Genomic DNA, 21,725 nt, shown 5'->3' with positions numbered 1-21,725 from the left:
CTCCAGCGTTTATCCAAGTAAATCAGAAATTTATCCTTTTTTCCTCAATGACGAGCGGTCGCTTCATCAGCCTTGCGTTGATCGTGAGAATATATTCGCCGATCATGCCGATGAAGAAGAGCTGCACGGCGCCGAGGAACATCATGCCTATCAGCATCGGCGCTGTTCCGGCTGGGAACTTGTCCCAGTAAAGCAGTTTGAGGATGAGATAAAGCACGCCGATGACTACGCTGAAAAAGCCGGCTATCGCGCCCAGGAACACCGCGAGGCGGATGCCTATCTTCGTATAGCTCGTCACGCTGAGCATGGCGTAGTCGTACAAGGTGTAAAGGTTATTTTTTGACTTTCCGCTCTTTCTCAGCTGCTGGACGTATTCGATGTCTTTGCGCTTCCAGCCCAGCTCGGCCACGATGCCGCGCAGAAAGGGGGCGGGATCGTCAAGTTTTCTCAGCACGTCGATAAAAGCCCTGTCGTAGAGGCCGAAGCCCGTGAAGTGCTCTATCTGTTCGACATCTGAAAATTTTTTCACTAATTTGTAGTAAATAGATCGCAGGGCATACATGACTTTGCTTTCTTTGCTCGACGTTTTTATGCCAACTACGATTTTATAGCCCTTCTCCCACTCTTCGACAAAGCGATGGATCATTTCGACAGGCTCCTGGAAATCGGCGCAGAGGCGGACGGCGCAGTCTCCCGCCGTCTGCATCAATCCGTAGTACGGGGAGCGGCTCTGTCCGAAGTTGCGCGCATTGAATATCGCCTTGACTTTTTCGTCTCCGGCGCAAAGGAGCTCCAGCCGCTCGCGGGTCTTGTCCTTCGAGCAGTTGTCTATGAAGATTATTTCGTAGTCATAATGCGGCAGGTTTTTGGCGAATTCCTCTCTGACCGCGTCGCACATAGGAACGACGTTGTCTTCTTCGTTGTATGTCGGTATCAGCACGCTTATAGTCTTCATCAGGCCGCCCTCTCTTCAATCCACATGAAAGCTGAAATATTTATGGCCGAACCAGCTTATCAGCGTAGTGAACACGAGATTCAGCATTCCCGCGAAGTAAGCGTTCAGCGACATTACCGAGACCATCACGTATAGGATCACAATGCCGGAAAAGAAGCTCGCCACGTAGACCAGTACGAAGCGGCAGGCTTCCGCGAAGGATTTTTTGTACTGCTTGAAAGTAAAGTATTTATTAAGTATGTAGCTGCACGCCGTTCCCACAACGGTAGCCGCCACGTGCGCCGCTATGTAGTGGAGGCCGCAGAATACCAGCGCGGCGAATGTTCCATAGCCGACTACTGTATTTATGCCGCCGACGATAAGGAAGCGTATACGCTGATCATTCAGTAGGATATGAAACAAATTCAATGCACGTTCAAGCAATTCCGCCTGTTCCATTCCACAGTCTTCCTTATTCCCTCGGCGAAGGGGACGAGCTGCTTCAAATTCAATGTTTCAGCAGCTTTTCGAGTGTCAGGGACATATCTTGAAGGAGGCGTCTTTGCGCCGTAGGCCGCGTTTGACGCGCTTACAGCCGCGGAGGGAACGACGCACTCTGCCACGGCCCGCGCAAGTTCCATTATCGAGACCGCCTCTTCGGAGCCGACGTTATAAGTTTCCTTATCCCTTCCTTCGATAAGGATCGTCCACAGCCATATCATAAGATCGGCGGCATAAAGATACGAACGGTACGGGCGGCCGTCCCTGACGGATATGGGCCTGCCGTTTATCGCGTCATTGATAAAAGAAGTGATCGCAAAGCGTCTGCTGTCCAAATTTTGATAAGGGCCGACAAGCGCGAAACAGCGCGCCGACGACGAAGGGACAGGGCCTGCAAAGCACAACTTTTCCGCTTCCAGTTTTCCTTTGCCGTACGCGTTAGAAGGATGAGGCTCGTATGTTTCCGGCATATGTGAAAGCTCTGGCGGCTGCGTGCCGTAAACGCCGCCCGAGCTTACATACAGCATTTTTTTCACACCCGCGCTCTCGGCGTTTTTCACGACATTTCGCGTGCCGTCGGCAATTACGGAAAAGAGCTCGTCCGGCCGTGACTCGTCAAGCCTGCCGTCGGACGGCGTCGCGGCGTGTATCAGAAAATCACAGCCGTCTTGCAGATGAAAATCCCTGACGTCGCCTTTGAGGAATGAAAGGGAAGCTTCTTGCGCGAACTGCGGGCAGCTGCGCAGAAACTTCTCCGGATCGCGCGTCAGAATCTCCATTCTTGCGTTGAGACGCAGCCTCTCGTTTAAATGGCAAAAGCTGTGCAGAAACCATTTGCCAAAGAAACCGGTCCCGCCCGTGATAAATATTTTCGCGTCCTTTAATTTCTGCCAGCCGCAGGGGGCGTTTGCCGCTATGAAATCACAATCTTCCGCAATGATCATAAGACGCACGCTATTTAAACGGGAACATGTCGTCAAGGTTATGGCCGAACTGCATTTTGGGATAAGCCCCGGCCTCTTTGTCGACGGCTACTTCCAACAGCGCAGGTCCGCCGCCGGCAAGGAATTCTTTTATTTTTTCATCCATTTCCTCGGGGCGTTCCAAACGATCAGACCTTAGCCCGTATGCTTTGCCGACTTTTACGAAATCCGGCGCGCCGAAGGTCCAATCAGAGCCTGGCAGGCGCCCTCCGCATATTTCTTTTTGGAATTGCCTCACGGTCGCAAGGGCGTTGTTCTTCATAACCACTATCTTCAGAGGCAAAGCAAGCCTGTTTATTACCTCAAGCTCCTGTATATTGCACTGCATACCGCCGTCTCCCGCTACGACGATAATTTCAGCTCCGGCGTCCGCAATGGACGCGCCTACCGCCGCAGGCAGCGCAAAGCCCATTGAGCCCATGCATGGGGTCGTTATGTAATATTGGCCTTCTTTGAGCCATAGGGATTGAGAGACCCACGTCCTGTTTGTCCCAACTCCGGAGACGTAGCCTGACGCTCCGTTGTTTTCTGAGCTGCTGATTTTATATACGAACGCGTTCGGGTTTATGCCGGATATATGAGAAAGCTCTTTAGTGTCGGGGTTTTCTTCCTTGTCTTTAATTATACCTGCCAGCCACTCGGCAGAAGCGCTCGACTTGTTTGTACGTTCAATCAGCAGCGGCAAAATATTTTTTAAATCTGCGCACAACGTGTTGGTATTTTTCAGCCTGTTATTAAGTTCTGCCTCATCTATGTCTATGTGGAATATGGTCTTATTCTGCGAAAAAACATCAGTGTTTGCGCCTATCTGACGCACGTCAGTCCTGCTGCCAAGAATTATCAGCAAGTCGCAGTGTGCCAGAGCCCTGTTAGCCCACCTGTTCCCATTGGTCCCAGTAAGGCCGACAGACCATTTGCATTCGCTGCTTATTATTCCCTTGCCGTGCCACGAATATACGGCGGGGATTTGTTTTTCTTCTGCGAAACGCCGCGCCTCTTTTTCCGTATGCGAACGGATGACGCCGGTGCCAAGCAGCATAAGAGGGCGGCGCGCCTCGCTTAATTCGGCGTTCAGCTTGTCGATAAAGCCGTCAAGCGCTTCCGCCGGCGGAAGCGGATTATTTACCTCGACCGGGCTGAAATCGAAGCAGGAGCAATCGATCTCCTCTTTCTGAAGGTTCATCGGAACGTCGAGCAACACAGGCCCGGGGCGCCCGCCCAGTGCGGTTTTGAAAGCGTCCGGCAGCAGAGTCGTTATATCCTGAGCTTTTTGCAGCTGCACGGACATTTTCGTTATAGGCCCGGCTATGGAAACGATGTCCGTCTCCTGAAAGCCTATCTGGCGGCATTTCGTGCCGGTGCTGAGCTCGTTTTGATTGACCTGGCCGGTGATGAATACGGCGGGGATGGAGTCGAAATAGGCCGTGCCGATGCCCGTTACAAGGTTTGTCGCGCCCGGGCCGCTGGTCGCGAGCGCCACGCCGGGCACGCCCTTTACCTGAGCCCAGCCGCAGGCGGCGAACGCGGCGGCCTGCTCGTGGTGCATGGAAATTATTTTGATGCCGCCGTGTCTGTATATGGCGTCCAGCAGCCTGACGGTCATGCCGCCGATCATTTCAAATATGCAGTCGACCCCCTGCGAATAGAGGTATTCCGCTATAAATTCGCTTACTGTCATAATTTCTACCTTTTTACATAGTCTTTGATAACGGCGACTATCTTCGCAAGTTTCTCTTCGCACATGCCCGGATATACGCCTACCCAGAAGCTGCGGTTCATTATCCTGTCGGTATTTGCAAGCGAGCCTGCAACTCTGAAGCCTTTGCCGCTTTTGCGCATTTCGTCGAAGCAGGGATGCTTGATAAGGTTGCCTGCAAAGAGCATACGCGTCTGAATTTTGTTGTTTTCAAGACTTGTGACTAAATCGTCCCGCGTGAACGGCGCGCTTTCTTTTACGGTCAACATGAAGCCGAACCAGCTGGGCTCGGAGTCCTGCTCTTTTTCAGGCAGGACAAGGAATTTGTCGGCATCATGTTTTTTAAGCTCTTCTTTAAGGAAATTCCAATTTTTAGCGCGGGCTTCGATGAAGCGCGGAAGTTTTTCAAGCTGTGCGCAGCCAACGGCCGCCTGCAAGTCTGTGGCTTTCAGGTTGTAGCCGAAGTGCGAATAGACGTATTTATGATCGTAGCCAAGGGGAAGCTCGCCGAACTTCTGCGTGAAGCGCCTCCCGCAGCTGTTGTCGCGCCCTGACGGACAGAAGCAGTCGCGTCCCCAGTCGCGCAGCGAAGCTACTATCCTGTGGAGTTCCGCGTTGTCGGTATAGACCGCGCCGCCCTCTCCCATCGTCATATGGTGCGGCGGGTAGAAGCTCGACGTGGCGATGTCTCCGAATGTGCCGGTGTACGCCCATTTCCCTTCCAGACAGTAACGCGAGCCCAGGGCGTCGCAGTTGTCCTCGACGAGCCACAACCCATGTTCCGCGCAGAACTCCTTCACTTTTTTTACGTTGAACGGATTTCCCAGAGTGTGGGCGAGCATAACGGCCTTCGTCCTGCCGCTGAGCGCTTTTTCAAGGAGGCCCGTATCTATGTTGTACGTAGGTATGGAAACGTCGGCGAAGACGGGCACGGCGCCGTATTGTATGACGGGCGTCACTGTGGTGGGAAAGCCGGCAGCCACAGTGATCACCTCGTCGCCGGGCAGTATCCTTTTTTCATCAAGTTTCGGGGAGGTGAGGGCCATGAAGGCGAGCAGGTTCGCCGACGAGCCGGAGTTCACAAGAGAGCAGTGTTTCACGCCGAGAAAGGAGGCGAAGTCTTTTTCAAATTTATCGGTTTCTTGCCCTGCCGTGAGCCAAAAGTCCAACGACGCTCCGACGAGGCCGATCAGCTCCTTCTCGTCGTATATCCTTCCGCCATATGGGATGGGGTCTCCCTCTTTATACGGAGCTTTTATATGTTCCGCTTCGTAATATTCCTTTACAAGCTCGTATATACGGGAGCGCAGCGCCCTTCCCTTTTCTGATTCGTTTTTCATTTTATTTTCACTCTCCGCGCATATATTCTTTTATCTGGCAGTCCATTGCCGCCGCGGCGTCTTTGCCGGCAAGCCAGGCTTTGCTCCATTCGCAGGTCTTCGCCACGGCTTTCGCTATATGCCACCGCGGCCGCCAGCCGAAGCTTTTCTTGATCTTTGAGCAGTCGAGTTTCAGGAAGTTCGCCTCGTGCGGCCCTCCGCGCCATTTGTTTTCCCATTTCGCGCCGCCGCCCCACGCGGAGCAGAAGACGTCCGCCAGCTCTCCCGTCGTCAGGCAGTCGCAGTCGTCCGGGCCCACGTTATATGAGCCGGCATATTTTCCCGGCTCCTCGTACTGCTTTTCGGCGATCATCAGGTAGGCGAATACGGGCTCCAAAACGTGCTGATACGGGCGCGTGGAGTGCGGGTTCCTGACGACGATGGGCTCTTTTTTCATGACGGCGCGGATGCAGTCCGGGATGATGCGGTCGGGGGCGAAATCCCCGCCGCCGATGACGTTGCCGGCCCTTGCGGTCGACACGGCAGTCTTTCCATCGCCGAAGAAGCTGTTTTTATAACTGCTCGTGACGAGTTCGGAGCAGCTTTTACTGTTGGAGTACGGGTCGTAGCCGTTTAAGGAGTCTTCTTCCCTGTACCCCCAGCACCACTCTCTGTTGTGGTAGACTTTATCTGTTGTGACGTTGACGAAGCTCTTGACGCTTTCGCAGAGCCTGACGCATTCTAATATATTCACCGTGCCCATAACGTTGGCCTCATAGGTGTAACGCGGGTCCTTATAGCTCTCGCGCACTATCGGCTGAGCGGCCATATGGATGATGATTTCCGGGGAGCTTTTTTTCACGGCGTCGTTTAATTTTTCAAAATCACGGATATCGCCGATGATACTTTTTATATTTCCCTCAAGCCCCGCCATTGAAAAAAGGTTCGGCTGCGTCGGCGCGGGCAGGCTGTATCCGGTGAGTTCGGCGCCCATATTCAACAGCACGCGGCTCATCCACGAGCCCTTAAAGCCGGTGTGCCCCGTGAGGAATACGCGCCTGCCCCGCCAGAATTCGCCGGTCACCATACTTTCCACGGGGCAGAGCCTTCCTGCCACATTTTTTCCAGCGCCATCTTGTCGCGCAATGTATCCATAGGGCGCCAGAAGCCGCGGTGGAACCATGCCGACAGCTCGCCGTTTTTGGCCAGGGCCTCGAGCGGCTCGCGCTCCCATACGGTGGCGTCGCCCTCGATAAGCTCGAAGACGTCCGGCTCCAGCACGAAGAAGCCGCCGTTTATCCAGCCGCCGTCCCCCTGGGTCTTCTCTTCGAATTTCTCTATCTTATCGCCTTCAAGCTTCATATGCCCCCAGCGTCCCGGCGGCTGGACGGCGAGGAGCGTCGCGCGGTTTTTGTTTTCTTTGTGGAATTTTATCTCTTCCGTTATATTCACGTCGGAGACGCCGTCGCCGTAGGTCATGCAAAAGGTCTCGCCGCCGACGTATTCTTTTATGCGTTTGATGCGGCCGCCAGTCATCGTCGCGTCGCCCGTGTCGACGCAGGTGACGCGCCAAGCTTCCGCGTAATTGTTGTGTATCTGCGCCTGTCCGCTTTCCATGTCGAAGGTCGCGTCCGACATATGCAGGCGGTAGTTTGCGAAAAATTCTTTTATAAGGTAGCCTTTATAACCGGCGCAGATAATAAAATCGTTTATTCCGTAATGCGAATAGATTTTCATTATATGCCAGAGTATGGGATGGCCGCCTATTTCGACCATAGGCTTAGGCTTCAGGACGGTCTCTTCCGAAAGACGCGTACCCAGGCCTCCGGCAAGTATCACACATTTCATCGCTCAAGCATCCTCTCTTTTGTTATGTTGATAATTGTGCAATAACCATTGAGATTATACTTGAAATATGACATTCGTCAACAATTATGATTGACATAAATCATCTTGAAAAACAATTTTTTCAATTTGATAATTGACAAATGGAAAATATTTTAGGAACACGGATCCACAAAAAAAGAATAGAGAAGAAAATCACTCAGGAAAAATTCGGAGAGATCGTCGGCGTCTCAAAATGGACGATAATCAACTGGGAAAGCGGCAAACGGATCCCGCTTGCGACATATCTTCCTAAAATATCTTCGGCGCTGGGAGCCAGCGTGAATTATCTTCTTGGAGAAGAAGACGGTTTTGCAAAGCCTCATACAGACGACGGCGTTCACAAAACGGCGGGGAGCAAAGACTCCTTCGTCCCTATAGTAGTGAGAAGCTTTGAAGATATGGAACGGCTTTATAACGGGCTCTTAATGAAAGAGCTGTATAAGATGACTCAAGAGGACGAGCTCATCTTTCTGGAAAAACATATTTTAAAGAGTAGAATCGACGACAGTCAGCCGCCGTTCGCCGTCATAGCCGAAGTCTCCTGCGCGGGCTGGGGCATCGTGAGAGGCTCGCGCGTGGTGGTAAACCCTGCCGAAAGAGCGGAGAGCATGGACGTCGCCCTTATACGATACCATAATAAATTTGCATTCAAGAAGATTCATTTAATTCCCGACGGAAGCGTGGAGCTGATTGCCGAAGACGGAAAAACCCTGAACATTCCCGCGGAGGAAAACGACACAGCCGCTTTCCAAATCTACGGCAAAGCCATCTGCGCCCTGTCAAACATCATACACGGCGTTTAGCGCCCGGCGGCGGGGACTTTTAATCACAGCAGCCGGCGCCGCGCTTTACTCCCCTGCATTCGTAGACGACCGCGGGGGGGATGTTCATCACGACAAGCCTCGTGGAGAGCTGTTCGAATATGCTTTCAAATGAACTTTTCATATGGTGCGAATACTGGAAGGCGACAAATATCCCCTCGTCTGAAAGGGTTCGCTGCACCGCGTCCATGACCGCCGCGGTAACACAGCGCGGCAGCACCGCGAAAGGCAGCCCCGAGACTATCAAGTCCGCTTTGCCGACGCGCGCTCTGTCAAGGACCTGCGGCAGCTTCGCGGCGTCGTCGTAAATTTTTATTTTCAGCTCGCGACTCAGCCTCAGACGAAGCCCTCTCTCTATCTCAAAGGCGAAGAAGCGGCTACCCGGGGACTTGCGTTTCAATATCTCTTTCGTCATCACGCCTGTGCCGGCGCCGAGCTCGGCTACCACGCCGACGCTCTGCCAGTCGACGTTTAGAAACATCGACGAGACAAGGTACGGCGAGCTCGGCGTAACGCTGCCCACGGTGCGCGGCGCCGCGGCGAACTTCATCGCGAAGAGCATCTTTTCCTTTATGAAGTCTGCCGACTGCGCCATAGTAGTGTGATAGCGGCTACGCGGTGAAAACACTGAGGTATTTGTCTCCTCTGTCGGGCTGCACCGTTACCACGATATTGTCTCTGGGCAGTTTTTTAGCAATTTCTATCGCCGCGTACACGTTAGCCCCGGTCGATATTCCGCTGAAGAGCCCCTCTTCGGCAGCAAGTGCGCGCGCCGTATCGATCGCGTCGTCGTCAGTAACGGTCATGAATTCGTCGATTTCTTTCACCGCGAGGTTTTTGGGAACGAAGTTCGCTCCGATTCCCTGTATCTTGTGCGGCCCAGCGTGTCCCTTCGTCATAAGAGGGCTGGAAGCCGGCTCGACCGCCACGACTTTGACGTCCGGGAGCTCTTTTCTGAGCGCGCGAGCCACTCCGGTCAGCGTGCCTCCGGTGCCGAAGGCGGCGACGAAGGCGGCGAGCTTTTTGCCGTCCGGCAGCTGCGCCAGTATTTCCGGTCCGGTCGTCTCCTCGTGGGCCTTCGGGTTGCCAGGATTGGAAAACTGGTCGAGCATGACGGCTTTGGGATTTTCTTTTAATATTTTCTCCGCGGCCGCGACGGAGCCTGCCATCCCATCGGAGGCTGGCGTCAGTATAAGTTCCGCCCCGAAAGTGGAAAGCACCGCGCGGCGCTCGGCGGACATCGACTCGGGCATAGTGAGTATGACGGAAAGCCCGAGAGCGCGCCCGAGCATCGCGAGCCCTATACCGGTGTTGCCGCTCGTCGGCTCGACTATCACGGAGCTGTCGGAGAGCCGCCCGCGCTCCTGCGCGTCCTTCAGCATCCCCCACGCAGCGCGGTCTTTGATGGAGCCGCCTGGGTTCGAGCCTTCGAGCTTGACCCACACCTCGGCGCCGCCGGTATCCTTTTTCAGCCTGTAGAGAGGCGTGCCGCCAACGAGCTCCATTATTTCGAGGTCCGATACGTTTTTCATGTCAGAACGCTATTCTTCGTATGCAAGTTCGAAGACCTTCGCGACACCCTCTTCGCTCGGCACGCCTTCGGCGATTTTATCGTCTCCGACGTAGAATGTCGGCACGTAGTAATAATCGTATTTATCCGCTGTTTCCGGCTCTTTTTTCTCGTCTATCATGACGAAGGGCACCTTTTTATATTCGGGGCGGGCCTCCAGCAGCGCCGCCTTTATTTCAAGCGCTTTTTTGCAGTGTGGGCAGCCTTCGAACATAAACATTTTCACTTCTTTCATAATAAGTCATCTCCCTATCGATTTTAAGTTCCGTCGCGTCACGCGGGGCGCGTCTACGCGCCGGGAAATCTCTTATAATTTCGACTGATTATAGCATTGAATTCATCGGCCGGATAAAATAAATTTAGCGCGCCTCGACGCGCCCTGTCAGAAAGCCGTGTCTTTCGTCAAAAATTTTTCAGCCGCCGCCATATCGAGAAAATATTTTCCGCCGGCGCCTCTCGACAGGCAAACGCCCATCCAGTGCGGCAGCGGAGAGTCCCAAGCTATTTCCACTGCCGGCGGCGCAGGCAGCTCCGAGGCAAAGCGCCCGTCGCGCAAAAGGGCGGCGTTCAGACGCGCAAATGGAGAGCCGCCCTCCTTTTTCCAGAAGGGCAATGGGCCGAAGGATTGCCACATGTTGACGAGCCCCAGCTCCATGAAGCCCGGTTCGCCGAGGAAAAGCAGAGCGTCGGAAATTTTTTCTGCGGATTTTATAAAATCGTGGACGGCTAAGCCCGTGCTCGAAATGAATTTTTCCGCGACGCGCGCGGCTTCGTCTGCGACGGCCGGCGAAAACGCCAAGCGCGCGCCGATAAAGGCCTGAGTCCCTTTGATTTCGAAGAAGGCCTCTGCGCCGATATGGGAATCTTTGAAACAGCCAAGCCATGCGCGCAGCTCGGCCGGCGGCAGATTCTTTTCGACGATCAGAGCCTCCTCCCAGCGCGAGCCCGGGGCGAACTGCAACTTCGATACGGCCGCGCCGCGAAGCGCCCCTATCATCATATCCCGCGCCACACCGCCGCCGAAACAGCTGGAACAAAAGAGGAGGAAGAGAACGAAAGCATCACGTCCACGCATAGCCGGGGCCTGTAGCTGATGAGAACGAAGTCTCCCCTCTCCTGCGAAAGCTCTACGCGATAGCCGTCATATCTGATCGCTGCTTTCGCGTCGGCCGCGAAATATATGCCGTACCAAACCACCTCGGAAGGGGCAGACGGCAGCGTTGTCACGTCCGCAGCGTGCAGCGGCGCGATGCGCCCGCGGAAGCCTGCGTGCAGCATCAGGTTGAAATCGGTGCAGCGGCCGACCGAGGTAGTCCTCCACTCTCCCTCGAATTCTTCGACGTCGCTCAGAGGCTTCAGCACGCGCGTCCTTATCCCCTCGTGCGTCAGCGTCATCTCGCCGCCGAGCGTCATGATGTGGCGGTGAACGCCAGGCAGCGGCGTGAAGGTCGATCTCTCATCCTCGACGGCCGCGGAGCTGATGCGCCAGTCGAAGCGCCTCGACGCGTAGTCGGCCTCCTCCGGCCATATCGCAAGCTGCGTCGTTATGCCGCCGCTCCACCTTTTATGATCGAGCTCAAATTCTTTTTTTCTCGCTATCGTCATCGGAGCGTCTCTCATGTCGTCTCCTCCTCGAAGTTTTTTATTCCTTATGACGCGAGCAGCCGCGCGCTTTATGACGATAACGCGGGGATGATATTTCGCGGCATCCTCCTTCTTTTACCTTAAAAGAATAGCACAAAAAGAGGGCGTTTCGCTAATTGTTATGATATACTCTAAACGATTTTCAAACGGGCTTGTGCGCCGCTGGGCGCGGCTTTTTACGGAGGTTGACGTCATGCTGTTCAGCGAAGATTTTTCCAAAGAAGATTGCGCAAAGAGCAAGAGAAGGTTTTACATCGTAGGGGGGCTGTTGCTGCTAATAGGCGTCCTGTCGCTTGCGATGCCTCTGCTCGCCTCTTTCGCTATAGAGACGCTGGTCGGCTTTTTCCTGCTTGCGGTAGGTTTTTCAAACGCGTTGGGGGCCTACGGCGCTTTCCGCGAGGGCGTAAGCCCGTGGCAGCAGGCCTTTATGGCCGCGATATCGATCGTCGCCGGGGTGCTCTTCCTCACGCATCCGCTCGCCGGCGTGATGACTCTGTCGATTCTGCTCGCGGCGTATTTCCTTGCCGACGGCGTGCTGAGGGTAGTCGAATATTTCCGCATGCGCGCGGTCGGCGGCTCGCTCTGGGTCCTGCTCTCCGGAATACTGAGCATAATCCTCGCGTTCATGATGTGGCGTAACTTTTTTGAGGGCGCGGTCGTCATCGGCATCATTCTCGGCTTCGACCTGATATTCGGCGGGCTGAGCCTCATCATGCTGGGGCGCGGCCTCTCGGAGCTGGGAAAGAGGCTGTAAGAAGGGAACGCGACGTAGAGAAGGGCCTCCCTTAAGGGCGGCCCTTTTATTTTCCCGAGGCGCGCAGCAGCCTGTCCTTCAGAGCCCTTCCTATACCCGTCTCGTCGGGCGTTTCGGCGTATATTATCTCCGCTCCGCTCTTTTCGAGCGCTCGCAGCGCGCGGAAAAGCTCTTTCGCGTATTCGGCTTTGTCCTTGAATATCATCTGAGCGCAGGGCTCGCCCTGCGGCTCGCTTATGCCCATCCACGCCCATCTGCGCGCCCCTTTAGGCACGTCCTGAGCGCAGCAGAGCACGAGCGGCAGAGACGGCGCGTAGTGGCGGTATCTCGTGCCGGGGGAGCGCCTTATTATGTTCTGATCCTGCGGCAGCAGGACTTCTTCGCCGAGCGCCCCCTCTATCGCTTCCTTCGAGAGGCCGCCCGGACGCAGAAGCACTGCGCTCCCCGCGGTCATGTCTATAACTGTCGATTCGACGCCGAAGCGCGTGTCGCCGCCGTCTATCACAAGGGGAATTTTCGCACCTATGTCGGAGCGCACCGTTTCGGCGTCCGTAGGGCTCGGGCGTCCGCTGACGTTGGCGCTCGGAGCCGCTATCGGCAGCCCCGACTTTTCTATCAGAGCAAGCGCTATAGCGGCGTCGGGCATGCGCACGGCGGCGGTAGAAAGCCCTCCGCGCGTGCGCGACGGCACGACGTCTTTCGCGGTAAGGACCAGCGAAAGAGGCCCCGGCCAGAATTTTTCCATAAGTATGCGCGCGCGCGCGTTTATCTCGACTACTCCTTCGGCCATCGCGATCGAGGAAACGTGAAGTATCAGCGGGTTGTCCGACGGGCGCCCCTTCGCCTCGTATATCGCAGCCACCGCGTCCGTGTTCAACGCGTCCGCGCCGAGGCCGTAAACGGTCTCCGTCGGGAAGGCGACGAGCCCGCCGCGCCTTATTATCCGCGCGCCTTTTTCGACCAGCTTCAGCTGTTCGGCCGAGAGGGAGGCTATTTTGGCAGAGACGCGCGCTTCTATCGCGGATCGGGAATCACTCGTCAAGGTAGGCCCCCTCCATGAAATTTTCCATAAAATCGCGCCGGAAGGCCGGGAAGCGCCCTTCGACGATCGCGCTGCGCGCGTCGCGCAGCAGATTCACGAGGAAATAAAGGTTATGCCAGCTGCAGAGGCGCGCGGCGAGAATCTCTCCGGCCGTGTAAAGGTGGCGCAGGTAAGCCCTCGTGAAGTTCCGGCACACGTAGCAGCCGCAGCTCGGGTCCGGCGGCGTAAAGTCGCGCGCGTAGGAGAGGTTTTTTATATTCATCTTGCCGAAGCGCGTAAAGAGCTGCCCGTTACGGCCGTTGCGCGTCGGCAGCACGCAGTCGAACATGTCGACGCCGCGCGCAACGCCCTCTATCAAATTCGTCGGGAAGCCGACGCCCATCAGATAGCGCGGCTTCTCCTTCGGCATCTTCGGACAGAGCGCGTCGAGCACACCGTACATCTCGGCGTGGCTTTCGCCGACGGAGAGCCCGCCGATGCCGTAGCCTGGGAAGCCGATCTCCTCAAGGCGCTCGACGCACTCTATGCGCTGGCTCTCGTAGAGGGCGCCCTGCACTATCCCGAAGAGGGCCTGGTCTTTGCGGCTGTGATGATCGCGGCAGCGCTTGCCCCACGCTATCGTGCGCTCCATCGCGGCGCGTGAGTATTCCGGCGTCGTCGGAAGGCTGACGCATTCGTCGAAGGCCATCGCGATATCGCCGCCGAGCTTCTGCTGTATCTCCATAGAATCCTCGGGACGCATGAAGCGCTTGCCGCCGTCGATATGGGAGCGGAATTCTACCCCTTCGTCCGTTATCTTGTTCAGCTTCGCTAGCGAAAAGACCTGAAAGCCGCCGCTGTCGGTGAGTATCGGATGCTTCCAGTTCATGAAGCGGTGCGCTCCGCCGGCTTCCTCGACGATATCTTCGCCCGTGCGCATGTGCAGGTGGTAGGTGTTGCAGAGGATGATCTGAGCTCCGAGCTCTTCGAGCTCCTCCGGCGTCATCGCCTTGACGGTCGCCTGAGTGCCCACCGGCATGAATACGGGCGTTTCCACCGTTCCGTGAGGCGTCGTCAACACCCCCGCCCTCGCGCCAGTCTGCCGGCATTCGGCTATAAGTTTGTACTCGAACATCGCCATCATTCCCATTCGCTAAAGGCCGGATACCGCGCCGGCTGAATGATTATACAATATTTTTGACGAAATATCGCACAGCGCAGCGCCGCAGGCAGCGGGCGCGGCAAAAAAGTTCGGCGCGACCTGCGCCGCCGCGCCGAACTTCTATCTGGCTCAGCCGAGGCGCCTTTATTCCTTTATTTCAGCAGCTCCGCGACCGTGCGCGCGACCTCGGCCGGGTCGGCGCTTCCGCGCGTCTCGCGCATCACGAGCCCCTGAAGGAATTTAACTTTAGCGCCCTTCTTGTCCGCGCCTTTTTTGATCGCGTCGACGGCCTCCGGCTGCGACGCGAAAACTTTTTCGACGACGGCTTCCAGCGCGCCGCCGGTCATCTTTTCGCCGGAAGCGCCGCACTTTTTCATCGCTTCCTCGAGAGAGAGCTTTTCGCCGTACATCGCGGCCAGGACGTCCTTAGCCTGCGTGTTGGAGAGCTCTTTCTTCTCCACCTTCGATATGAGCTCCCCAAGGCGACGGGCCGATATGGGGAATTCTGTTATGTCGAGGGCGTCGTCGCGCAGTATGCGCTGGACCTCCGTACGCATCCAGTTCGCGGCCTTTGCGGCGGGAGCGCCGGCCTTTACAATCTCCTCGTAGTAGTCGGCGACTTCGCGCTGCTCGGTAATCTGCTGGCTCTCTTCGAGAGAAAGGCCGTACTCGGACACGAATCTGTCGCGCTTGTCCCAGGGCATTTCCGGCAGGCTCTCGCGTATGCGCCGGACGTAATCCGGCTTCGCGTCGATAGGCGCAAGGTCCATCTCCACGTAGTAGCGGTAGTCGCGCGCGCCCTCCTTGCTGCGCATCGAACGCGTAACGCCGGCGGCGTCGTCCCAGAGGCGCGTCTCCTGCTCAAGCTCTCCGCCTTCGTCCAAAACGCGGTTCTGGCGCGCTATCTCATATTCGAGCGCGCGTCCGATCGATCTAAGGGAGTTTATGTTCTTCAGTTCGACGCGCGTGCCCAGGGAACCGTCGGGGTTTGAGAGCGAGACGTTCACGTCGACGCGCAGGGAGCCGGATTCCATTTCGCCGTCCGAGACGTCGAGATAGCGCGCGAGCTGGCGAATCTGCGCTATGTAGGCCAGAGCCTCCGCCGGCGAATTCATCTCGGGCCGCGAGACTATTTCGGAAAGAGGCATCCCTCCCCTGTTGTAGTCGACTAGAGAGTAGGCCGCGCCGGAAAGGCGTCCGTCGGCCGTCGGGTGGACGAGCTTCCCGGCGTCCTCTTCGAGGTGAAGGTGGTCTAAATGGACGCGCTTTTTCTTTCCCTCCGCTATTATGTCGAGATATCCGCCCTGCGCTATCGCGTGTTCGTACTGCGTTATCTGGTAGGCTTTGGGCAGGTCCGCGTAAAAATAATGCTTCCTGTGGAAGCGCGTGCCGTCCTGTATATCGCAGTGCAGGCCGAGCCCCATCTTGACGGCGAGGTCGACCGCGAGGTCGTTTATCACCGGCAGCGTGCCGGGCACCGCGAGGCAGACCGGGCATACGTTCGTGTTGGGCGTGGCCCCGATGTAATCCGTCGAGCAGCTGCAGAAGAGCTTCGTCCTGGTTTTGAGCTGGAGATGTATTTCAAGCCCTATTACTACCTCTCTTTTCATTTCAATCATCCTCCGTCAGTTCGGCGATATGCGGCGCGCCGGCGGCTCTTTCTATCGCGGCGGCGCAGCAGAGCAGCCCGTCGTCCCCGAAGCGCGGCGCGAGAAGCTGCACGTTCGTCGGCAGCCCTTCCGCCGTGAAGCCGAGGTTGAGGCTCACGCTCGGCAGACCGGCCAGGTTCGCGATCGTCGTAAAGACGTCGCCCAAGTACATCCTGACGGGATCCTTTTCGCCGAGCCCGCGCTTGTAGGCAAGGGCCGGGGAGATGGGACAGATCAGCATGTCGGCCTCTTCGAAGAGATTTTTGAATTCGTCGGAGATGAGCTGGCGCACCTTCATAGCCGGCACAAAATAATTTTCGTAGTAGCCTCGCGTGAGGATGCAGGTGCCGACGAGTATGCGCTTGCGCACCTCCTCGCCGAAGCCCTCCATGCGGCTCTTCTTGTACATCTCGGAAAGGTTTCTGCCGTCCGCGTGGTGTCCGTAGCGCATGCCGTCGTAGCAGGCGAGCTTGGAGCTGGCGTCGCCGAGCGCGACCATATAGTAGCAGGCGACGCTGTGCTCCATCGTTATGGGCAGTTTTACATCAATTATAGACGCGCCTTCTGCGCGGCAAATCTCGACCGCGCGGTCGATCGCCGCAGATAAAGGCGCGTCGAGGCTGCCGCGGTCGTAGCCCGTCAGCAGCGCGACCCTCTTGCCGGCAAGCGACGCTTTCGCCGCGGCGCCTGTAAACGACGGGCGCTCGTAGGCGTCGCAGGTCGTGTCGTTCGGGTCTCCCTTCGCAAGGACGTCCATCAGAAGCGCCAGGTCCCCCACGTTCGCGGCGAGCGGCCCGACCTGGTCGAGCGACGACGCGTAGGCCACTATCCCGTAGCGGCTTATCTGCCCGTAGGAGGGCTTCATCCCCTGCACGCCGCAGAAAGCGGCCGGCTGGCGCACGGAGCCGCCGGTGTCGCTCCCGAGGGCGACCGGCACATAGCCCGCGGCCACCGCCGCGGCGCTGCCGCCGGAGCTTCCACCGGGGACGCGCGTCCTGTCGCGCGGGTTCAGCGTAGCCCCGAATATCGAGCTCTCCGTCGTGCTGCCCATCGCAAACTCGTCCATGTTCGCCTTTCCGATCAGCACCGCGCCGGCCTCTTTCATCTTTTCGACGGCCGTCGCGTCGTAGTTCGGAACCCAGCCTTTGAGCATTTTGCTGCAGCAGGTCGTCACTATGCCTTTCGTACAGAAATTGTCTTTCACGACGTAGGGGACGCCGCAGAGCGCGCCCGGCTCTTCCCCGCGCGCGACGGCTTCGTCCACCCTTTTCGCGGACGCTACGGCCTCCTCTTCGCAGAGCGCCACTATAGCGTTGTATTTTTTATCGTATCTCTTTATGCGCTCTATCGAGGCGCGCACGGCCTCCTCGGCGGTGAATTTTTTCGCCTTTACGCCGGCGGCTATTTCGCGCGCCGATAATCCTAAAAGCTCCATCGCTACGCCTCCTCCTCTTCCTCTTCCAGCGCTATGATGCGCGGCACGCGGAAGAAATCGCCGTCGCGCACCGGCGCCTTCGCTAAGAATTCGTCGCGCCCGCTCCAGCGCTTCGGCTCGTCGGCGCGGCGGGCCGGGGCTTTTTTGACCTCCCACTCGAACGGCTTGACCTCCTCGTGCGCTATCTCACGCATCTTGTCGCAGAGGCGCAAAATATCGTTCACACGGTCCAAGACCTCCTGATAGTCCTCTTCCGGCAGGCCTATCCGCGACATGGTCAGCACTTCGCGCAGGCGCTCCCTGTCCATCTCCATTTTTTCTATCATTTCATTACCTCCGTAGCCGGGGAATTATTTTCTTTCGCATCGTTCAGCTTCTTTAAAAATTCTTCTTCGTTCAGAGTCGGCACGCCGAGCTTCCGGGCCTTGGCGTACTTGCCGCCCGGCGCTTCACCTACGACCACGAAGCTCGTCTTTTTGCTCACGCTCTCCAACGTCTCCCCCCCCAGCGCGCGTATCCTCTCTCCGGCCTGGGCGCGCGTCATCGACGACAGCTCCCCGGTCAGCACGAATTTCAGGCCGTTCCACGGCATAGAGCCCCTCTCCGCCTTCGGCTCGTTCGAGACGAAGTTCACGCCGGCCGCTTCCAGGCGCGCGAGCAGCCCCTCGTTGTGAGGCTCGCTGAACCAAGCGTGGAGCGACTGCGCGAGCACCGGCCCTACGCCGTCCGCGAGTTCGAGCTCCCGTTCGCTCTCCCGCGAAATCTTTTCCAGCGCGCGCAGGGAGCGGTAGCGCTCAGCAAGGTCGTTCGCCGTCTTTTCGCCGACGTTCGATATCCCAAGCGCGTTTATCACAGCGCCGAGCGGCCGGCTTTTCGATTTTTCTATAGCCGAGATCAGGTTGCGGGCGGATTTTTCGGCAAGGCGGTCGAGCCCCGCGATCGCCTCCTCTTTCAGGGCGTAAATGTCCGCGTAATCGCGTATCAGGCGCTTTTCCACGAGCTGGTCTATGATCTTTTCGCCGAGCCCCGAGATGTCCATCGCCTGGCGCGACGCGAAGTAGATTATTCGCTCCTTGAGCTGCGCGGGGCAGGCGCTGTTCGTACATTTGACCGCCGCTTCGCCGGGCAGCCGCACGGCCGCCGAGCCGCAGACGGGGCACTCCGCGGGCAGCCTGAAGGGGCGCGCATCCTGCGGCCTCTTGGAGAGCTCGACCCTGCCGACCTCCGGTATTATCTCCCCCGCCTTATGCACCCAGATGAAATCTCCTATTCTGACATCCATCCTGTCTATCTCGTCCTGATTATGCAGCCCGGCACGCCTTACCACCGTGCCGGCGAGATGTACCGGGTCGAATACCGCGGTGGGCGTGAGCGCGCCCGTACGTCCGACGGTGACTTCGATATTCCGCAGCTGCGTCAGCTTCTCTTCCGGCGGAAATTTGAAGGCGATGGCCCATTTGGGCGCCTTGGCCGTGACGCCGAGCGCCTCCCTGAGCGCGAGCCTGTTCAGCTTGACGACTACACCGTCGGTGTCTATAGGGTGCTCGAAGCGCTTCGTCTCCCACTCGTCGAGATACGAATTTATCTCCGAGATGTTCGTGCAGAGGCGTTCGGCTCCCTGCATCGGCAGGCCGAGCGTCGCGATTTTTTCCAACATCTCCTTCTGAGTGGAAACGCCGAAGCTCTCTGCGCCTATTATATGGTAAAGGTAGATTTTCAGGCTGCGCCTGGCCGTTTCGCGCGGGTCGAGCGTGCGGAGGCTGCCGGCGGCGGCGTTGCGCGGGTTAGCGAATGGCGGCTCTCCCTTCTCTTCGCGCGCGGCGTTCAGAGCCGCGAAGCCCTTTTTGTCTATGCACACCTCTCCACGCACTTCGAAGCGTCCCGGCAGCTCCTGAGCCAGGCGCAGAGGGAGAGTCTTTATCGTGCGCAGATTGGGCGTCACATCCTCGCCGACCTGGCCGTCGCCGCGCGTCGAGCCGCTTGCAAAGAGGCCGTCCTCGTAAACGAGGGAGACAGCGAGCCCGTCTATCTTCGGCTCGCAGAGGACCTCCGCCGCGTCGTCGCGCAGCGTCTCCTGAAGGCGCGCGTAGAAGGAGGCCAGCTCGGCGCGGTTCAGCGCGTTTTCCAGGCTCATCATCGGCATCGCGTGGACGACCTTGACGAAGCCTTCGCGCGGCGCTCCGCCGACGCGGCGCGTCGGAGAGTCCGCCGTTACGAGTTCCGGATGATTCTTTTCTATAACCTGTAGCTCGCGCATAAGCGCGTCGTACTGGAAGTCGGATATCTCGGGCGCGTCGTCGACATAATAGAGCTTCGCGTGACGCGCCAGCTCTTCGCGAAGCTCCTTCGCCCGCTCCTTGAGGCTCTCGTACCCGTCCATCGATCATTCCTCTTTTCGCAATATCGATTAATTATAAACTTTTAGCGAAAGACTTAGCAACACAAAATAACGCGATCGCGCGCAAGTTGCGCTCTCAAGATGGACTTTTCCCAAACCTCGCGGAGGATAATCAAAGACGGGCTTGACATTTACCGCGGCGCCGTTATAAAATCTCCGCAACGTTCAAGCGCACAGGCGCTGAGGAGGAGAGCGATCGCGATGAAATCGATACACGGCAACGCTTCGATAATGTGCATGATGATGCGCAGCTGCGGCGGCTCCTCTCCCCAACGGAGCGGCGCTTAACTCGCGTCGTCCACAGGGAGCCGGGCACGCCGCATGGCGGTCCGGCTCTTTTTTATTGCCTTTTGAATGGAAGGAGGCGGCAGAACTCAAAGGGCAAAACGTAAAGTTCAAAAAAATAAATCGGAGGTCTTACTATGAAGAAGATAATATTTGCGTTGCTCGCGCTCGCGGCGCTCGCGGCTCCCGCTTCGGCGGCTGAAAAGATAATACTCGGCGTAACCCCCTTCCCGGCGAAAGAGATAGCGGACGTCGCGAAGGCCGTCGTCGCAAAGGAGGGCTACGAGCTTGTGGTCAAAGAATTCACGGATTTCGTCCAGCCGAACCTAGCGCTTCAGGACAAGAGCCTCGACGCGAATTTTTTCCAGCACATACCCTACCTTGAGAACATGAAGAGCGAGAAAAATCTCGACATCGTCCCCCTCGTCAAGGTACATCTGTTGCCGATAGGGATCTATTCGCAGAAAGTAAAGTCGCTTAAGGAGGTAAAAGACAGATCCGTCGTCGCCGTGCCCAACGACCCGACGAACGGCTTCCGCGCGTACAAGCTGCTCGAGCGCGAAGGGCTGCTGAAGATGAAGCCAGGCAACAAGCTGACCGCCGCCGACATCGTGGAGAATCCGAAAAAGCTCAAGCTCATAGAGCTCGAAGCGCCGCAGCTCCCGCGCACGCTTCCCGACACCGCCATCTCCGTGATCAACATGAACTTCGCGGTGGACGCCGGCCTTGACCCGACGAAAGAGGCCTTAGCGCTCGAGTCGAAGGAATCCCCCTACGCGGTCGTCCTCGCATGCCGCAGCAAGGAGAGGGAGAGCGCGAAGATCAAGGCCCTCGCCAAGGCGCTGAACTCGCCCGAGGTAAAAAAATTCATCACGGAAAAGCTGTCGGCGAAGGGCGTCGTGCCGGCGTTCTAAAAATCTCGCGCCGCGCAGGCGCGGAGGAATCGAAAGGCAGGCCGCACGGCCTGCCTTTTTTCGTCAATTCCGCTTACGTTTACCGCCTTCGGCGAATCATTCGGCCCTTTCCTCCGCGCAGATATCGATCGACTTCGAAGCGCCTATCCTGTCGGCTCCGGCCGCTATGAGCTCGCGCGCGAACTTCGCGCTGCGTATGCCTCCCGCGGCCTTTATCCTCATTTTATCCCCAACCGCCTGCCGCATCAGCTTCACGTCGGCGACGGTCGCGCCCCCCGACGAAAACCCAGTCGAGGTCTTCACGAAATGAGCGCCGCCCCGCATCGCCGCGCGGCAGGCGCGCCGCTTCTCGCCGTCGCTGAGCAGGCAGCACTCGATGATGACCTTCACGACGCACGACGGGACGGCTTCGACGACAGCCCTTATCTCCTCTTCGGCGGCGGCGTCGTCGCCGTCCTTTATCAGCCCGACGTTTATCACCATGTCGATCTCGGAGGCCCCGCTGTGCGCCGCCGCCGCGGCCTCAAAGGCCTTCGCCTCGCCGCAGGCCGCGCCGAGGGGAAAGCCGACGACCGCGCAGACCGCGACGCCGCTTCCCTTAAGGCACTCCGACGCAAGCGCCGCGCGCGACGAATTGACACACACCGACGCAAAACCGCAGCGCCGCGCTTCGTCGCAAAGTTTTTTGATATCCTCCGCCGAAGCCTCCGGCTTCAGATTCGTATGGTCGATATACCGCGCTAATCTCATCT

Annotated in this window: 22 protein-coding genes; 3 read left to right on the top strand and 19 right to left on the bottom strand. The window is 57.4% G+C overall.

The annotated features are described in order from the left end of the window. Positions 1-22: 22 nt before the first annotated feature. From EH55_RS08245 to rfbF, 7 genes are read right to left on the bottom strand one after another with little or no spacing between them, the layout of a single operon-like run. Positions 23-955 carry a glycosyltransferase family 2 protein gene (locus EH55_RS08245; RefSeq protein ID WP_037976653.1) on the bottom strand — a complete coding sequence of 311 codons (933 nt, stop codon included), beginning with the start codon at positions 953-955 and terminating at the stop codon, positions 23-25. A gap of 15 nt (positions 956-970) precedes the next feature. Beyond that, positions 971-1,393: a GtrA family protein gene (locus EH55_RS08240; protein ID WP_081839508.1), complete on the bottom strand. Its 423-nt coding sequence runs from the start codon at positions 1,391-1,393 to the stop codon at positions 971-973. After that, the gene (locus EH55_RS08235; RefSeq protein WP_037976651.1) at positions 1,360-2,379 is read right to left on the bottom strand and encodes an NAD-dependent epimerase/dehydratase family protein; all 1,020 of its coding nucleotides are present in this window, start codon (positions 2,377-2,379) and stop codon (positions 1,360-1,362) included. Before EH55_RS08235 ends, EH55_RS08240 begins: the two co-directional genes overlap by 34 nt. A gap of 10 nt (positions 2,380-2,389) precedes the next feature. Next, positions 2,390-4,096: a thiamine pyrophosphate-binding protein gene (locus EH55_RS08230; protein ID WP_037976650.1), complete on the bottom strand. Its 1,707-nt coding sequence runs from the start codon at positions 4,094-4,096 to the stop codon at positions 2,390-2,392. A 5-nt stretch (positions 4,097-4,101) separates the two neighbouring features. Continuing rightward, positions 4,102-5,454 carry a lipopolysaccharide biosynthesis protein RfbH gene (gene rfbH, locus EH55_RS08225; RefSeq protein ID WP_051682763.1) on the bottom strand — a complete coding sequence of 451 codons (1,353 nt, stop codon included), beginning with the start codon at positions 5,452-5,454 and terminating at the stop codon, positions 4,102-4,104. Between the two features lie 7 nt (positions 5,455-5,461). Beyond that, complete coding sequence (rfbG, locus tag EH55_RS08220) at positions 5,462-6,520, bottom strand: CDP-glucose 4,6-dehydratase (RefSeq protein ID WP_037976648.1); 1,059 nt, start codon at positions 6,518-6,520, stop codon at positions 5,462-5,464. Beyond that, positions 6,514-7,281 carry a glucose-1-phosphate cytidylyltransferase gene (gene rfbF / locus EH55_RS08215; RefSeq protein ID WP_037976646.1) on the bottom strand — a complete coding sequence of 256 codons (768 nt, stop codon included), beginning with the start codon at positions 7,279-7,281 and terminating at the stop codon, positions 6,514-6,516. Before rfbF ends, rfbG begins: the two co-directional genes overlap by 7 nt. Positions 7,282-7,421: 140 nt before the next feature. On the opposite strand from rfbF, the gene EH55_RS13505 reads away from it, so the two are divergent. Further along, positions 7,422-8,123 (top strand): helix-turn-helix domain-containing protein, encoded by a 702-nt coding sequence (locus EH55_RS13505; RefSeq protein ID WP_051682762.1) that lies wholly within the window; start codon positions 7,422-7,424, stop codon positions 8,121-8,123. A 19-nt stretch (positions 8,124-8,142) separates the two neighbouring features. On the opposite strand, the gene EH55_RS08205 is transcribed toward EH55_RS13505, so the two are convergent. The 5 genes from EH55_RS08205 to EH55_RS13500 all read right to left on the bottom strand — a co-directional run bounded on the left by EH55_RS08205 (position 8,143) and on the right by EH55_RS13500 (position 11,331). Further along, complete coding sequence (locus tag EH55_RS08205) at positions 8,143-8,769, bottom strand: class I SAM-dependent methyltransferase (RefSeq protein ID WP_051682761.1); 627 nt, start codon at positions 8,767-8,769, stop codon at positions 8,143-8,145. Beyond that, positions 8,753-9,673 carry a cysteine synthase A gene (gene cysK, locus EH55_RS08200; RefSeq protein ID WP_037976643.1) on the bottom strand — a complete coding sequence of 307 codons (921 nt, stop codon included), beginning with the start codon at positions 9,671-9,673 and terminating at the stop codon, positions 8,753-8,755. The genes EH55_RS08205 and cysK overlap by 17 nt, the downstream gene beginning before the upstream one ends. A gap of 9 nt (positions 9,674-9,682) precedes the next feature. Continuing rightward, complete coding sequence (locus EH55_RS08195) at positions 9,683-9,946, bottom strand: glutaredoxin family protein (RefSeq protein WP_037976641.1); 264 nt, start codon at positions 9,944-9,946, stop codon at positions 9,683-9,685. Positions 9,947-10,093: 147 nt separating this feature from the next. After that, a complete protein-coding gene (locus EH55_RS08190; protein WP_037976639.1) occupies positions 10,094-10,711 on the bottom strand; it encodes a hypothetical protein in 618 nt (205 codons plus the stop codon). Beyond that, the gene (locus EH55_RS13500; RefSeq protein ID WP_051682760.1) at positions 10,708-11,331 is read right to left on the bottom strand and encodes a HutD/Ves family protein; all 624 of its coding nucleotides are present in this window, start codon (positions 11,329-11,331) and stop codon (positions 10,708-10,710) included. The genes EH55_RS08190 and EH55_RS13500 overlap by 4 nt, the downstream gene beginning before the upstream one ends. Positions 11,332-11,548: 217 nt before the next feature. On the opposite strand from EH55_RS13500, the gene EH55_RS08180 reads away from it, so the two are divergent. Then, positions 11,549-12,109 carry an HdeD family acid-resistance protein gene (locus EH55_RS08180; protein WP_081839519.1) on the top strand — a complete coding sequence of 187 codons (561 nt, stop codon included), beginning with the start codon at positions 11,549-11,551 and terminating at the stop codon, positions 12,107-12,109. 46 nt (positions 12,110-12,155) lie between these two features. Here the strand turns inward: EH55_RS08180 and EH55_RS08175 are convergent, their stop codons facing one another. From EH55_RS08175 to ligA, 6 genes are all read right to left on the bottom strand, one after another. Beyond that, on the bottom strand, positions 12,156-13,151 hold the full coding sequence (locus EH55_RS08175; protein WP_236617101.1) for an L-threonylcarbamoyladenylate synthase: 996 nt from the start codon (positions 13,149-13,151) through the stop codon (positions 12,156-12,158). Beyond that, on the bottom strand, positions 13,141-14,265 hold the full coding sequence (tgt, locus tag EH55_RS08170; RefSeq protein WP_037976870.1) for a tRNA guanosine(34) transglycosylase Tgt: 1,125 nt from the start codon (positions 14,263-14,265) through the stop codon (positions 13,141-13,143). Before tgt ends, EH55_RS08175 begins: the two co-directional genes overlap by 11 nt. 179 nt (positions 14,266-14,444) lie before the next feature. Further along, positions 14,445-15,902 (bottom strand): Asp-tRNA(Asn)/Glu-tRNA(Gln) amidotransferase subunit GatB, encoded by a 1,458-nt coding sequence (gene gatB, locus EH55_RS08165; protein ID WP_037976634.1) that lies wholly within the window; start codon positions 15,900-15,902, stop codon positions 14,445-14,447. Position 15,903: 1 nt separating this feature from the next. Beyond that, positions 15,904-17,376, bottom strand: a complete 1,473-nt coding sequence (gene gatA, locus EH55_RS08160; protein WP_037976632.1) for an Asp-tRNA(Asn)/Glu-tRNA(Gln) amidotransferase subunit GatA — start codon at positions 17,374-17,376, stop codon at positions 15,904-15,906. A gap of 2 nt (positions 17,377-17,378) precedes the next feature. After that, positions 17,379-17,702, bottom strand: coding sequence for an Asp-tRNA(Asn)/Glu-tRNA(Gln) amidotransferase subunit GatC (gatC, locus tag EH55_RS08155; protein WP_037976629.1), 324 nt, complete (start codon positions 17,700-17,702; stop codon positions 17,379-17,381). After that, positions 17,699-19,756 (bottom strand): NAD-dependent DNA ligase LigA, encoded by a 2,058-nt coding sequence (gene ligA / locus EH55_RS08150; protein ID WP_037976627.1) that lies wholly within the window; start codon positions 19,754-19,756, stop codon positions 17,699-17,701. Before ligA ends, gatC begins: the two co-directional genes overlap by 4 nt. Positions 19,757-20,196: 440 nt before the next feature. On the opposite strand from ligA, the gene EH55_RS08140 reads away from it, so the two are divergent. Further along, positions 20,197-20,973 carry a MetQ/NlpA family ABC transporter substrate-binding protein gene (locus EH55_RS08140; RefSeq protein WP_037976623.1) on the top strand — a complete coding sequence of 259 codons (777 nt, stop codon included), beginning with the start codon at positions 20,197-20,199 and terminating at the stop codon, positions 20,971-20,973. A gap of 96 nt (positions 20,974-21,069) precedes the next feature. On the opposite strand, the gene deoC is transcribed toward EH55_RS08140, so the two are convergent. Then, positions 21,070-21,723, bottom strand: coding sequence for a deoxyribose-phosphate aldolase (gene deoC / locus EH55_RS08135; RefSeq protein ID WP_037976622.1), 654 nt, complete (start codon positions 21,721-21,723; stop codon positions 21,070-21,072). Positions 21,724-21,725 lie beyond the last annotated feature (2 nt).

The organism is Synergistes jonesii, from assembly GCF_000712295.1.
Lineage (GTDB): Bacteria > Synergistota > Synergistia > Synergistales > Synergistaceae > Synergistes > Synergistes jonesii.
Note: the sequence above shows the minus strand (reverse complement) of the source record. Positions and strands in the feature narration are given on the sequence as shown.

What these genes read in the sequence shown, in the direction of transcription:
- EH55_RS08245 (WP_037976653.1), bottom strand. Translation starts at nt 955, where the DNA reads ATGAAGACTATAAGCGTGCTGATACCGACATACAACGAAGAAGACAAC.
- EH55_RS08240 (WP_081839508.1), bottom strand. Translation starts at nt 1,393, where the DNA reads ATGGAACAGGCGGAATTGCTTGAACGTGCATTGAATTTGTTTCATATC.
- EH55_RS08235 (WP_037976651.1), bottom strand. Translation starts at nt 2,379, where the DNA reads ATGATCATTGCGGAAGATTGTGATTTCATAGCGGCAAACGCCCCCTGC.
- EH55_RS08230 (WP_037976650.1), bottom strand. Translation starts at nt 4,096, where the DNA reads ATGACAGTAAGCGAATTTATAGCGGAATACCTCTATTCGCAGGGGGTC.
- rfbH (WP_051682763.1), bottom strand. Translation starts at nt 5,454, where the DNA reads ATGAAAAACGAATCAGAAAAGGGAAGGGCGCTGCGCTCCCGTATATAC.
- rfbG (WP_037976648.1), bottom strand. Translation starts at nt 6,520, where the DNA reads ATGGTGACCGGCGAATTCTGGCGGGGCAGGCGCGTATTCCTCACGGGG.
- rfbF (WP_037976646.1), bottom strand. Translation starts at nt 7,281, where the DNA reads ATGAAATGTGTGATACTTGCCGGAGGCCTGGGTACGCGTCTTTCGGAA.
- EH55_RS13505 (WP_051682762.1), top strand. Translation starts at nt 7,422, where the DNA reads ATGGAAAATATTTTAGGAACACGGATCCACAAAAAAAGAATAGAGAAG.
- cysK (WP_037976643.1), bottom strand. Translation starts at nt 9,673, where the DNA reads ATGAAAAACGTATCGGACCTCGAAATAATGGAGCTCGTTGGCGGCACG.
- EH55_RS08195 (WP_037976641.1), bottom strand. Translation starts at nt 9,946, where the DNA reads ATGAAAGAAGTGAAAATGTTTATGTTCGAAGGCTGCCCACACTGCAAA.
- EH55_RS08190 (WP_037976639.1), bottom strand. Translation starts at nt 10,711, where the DNA reads ATGATGATAGGGGCGCTTCGCGGCGCGGCCGTATCGAAGTTGCAGTTC.
- EH55_RS13500 (WP_051682760.1), bottom strand. Translation starts at nt 11,331, where the DNA reads ATGAGAGACGCTCCGATGACGATAGCGAGAAAAAAAGAATTTGAGCTC.
- EH55_RS08180 (WP_081839519.1), top strand. Translation starts at nt 11,549, where the DNA reads ATGCTGTTCAGCGAAGATTTTTCCAAAGAAGATTGCGCAAAGAGCAAG.
- tgt (WP_037976870.1), bottom strand. Translation starts at nt 14,265, where the DNA reads ATGTTCGAGTACAAACTTATAGCCGAATGCCGGCAGACTGGCGCGAGG.
- gatB (WP_037976634.1), bottom strand. Translation starts at nt 15,902, where the DNA reads ATGAAAAGAGAGGTAGTAATAGGGCTTGAAATACATCTCCAGCTCAAA.
- gatA (WP_037976632.1), bottom strand. Translation starts at nt 17,376, where the DNA reads ATGGAGCTTTTAGGATTATCGGCGCGCGAAATAGCCGCCGGCGTAAAG.
- gatC (WP_037976629.1), bottom strand. Translation starts at nt 17,702, where the DNA reads ATGATAGAAAAAATGGAGATGGACAGGGAGCGCCTGCGCGAAGTGCTG.
- ligA (WP_037976627.1), bottom strand. Translation starts at nt 19,756, where the DNA reads ATGGACGGGTACGAGAGCCTCAAGGAGCGGGCGAAGGAGCTTCGCGAA.
- EH55_RS08140 (WP_037976623.1), top strand. Translation starts at nt 20,197, where the DNA reads ATGAAGAAGATAATATTTGCGTTGCTCGCGCTCGCGGCGCTCGCGGCT.
- deoC (WP_037976622.1), bottom strand. Translation starts at nt 21,723, where the DNA reads ATGAGATTAGCGCGGTATATCGACCATACGAATCTGAAGCCGGAGGCT.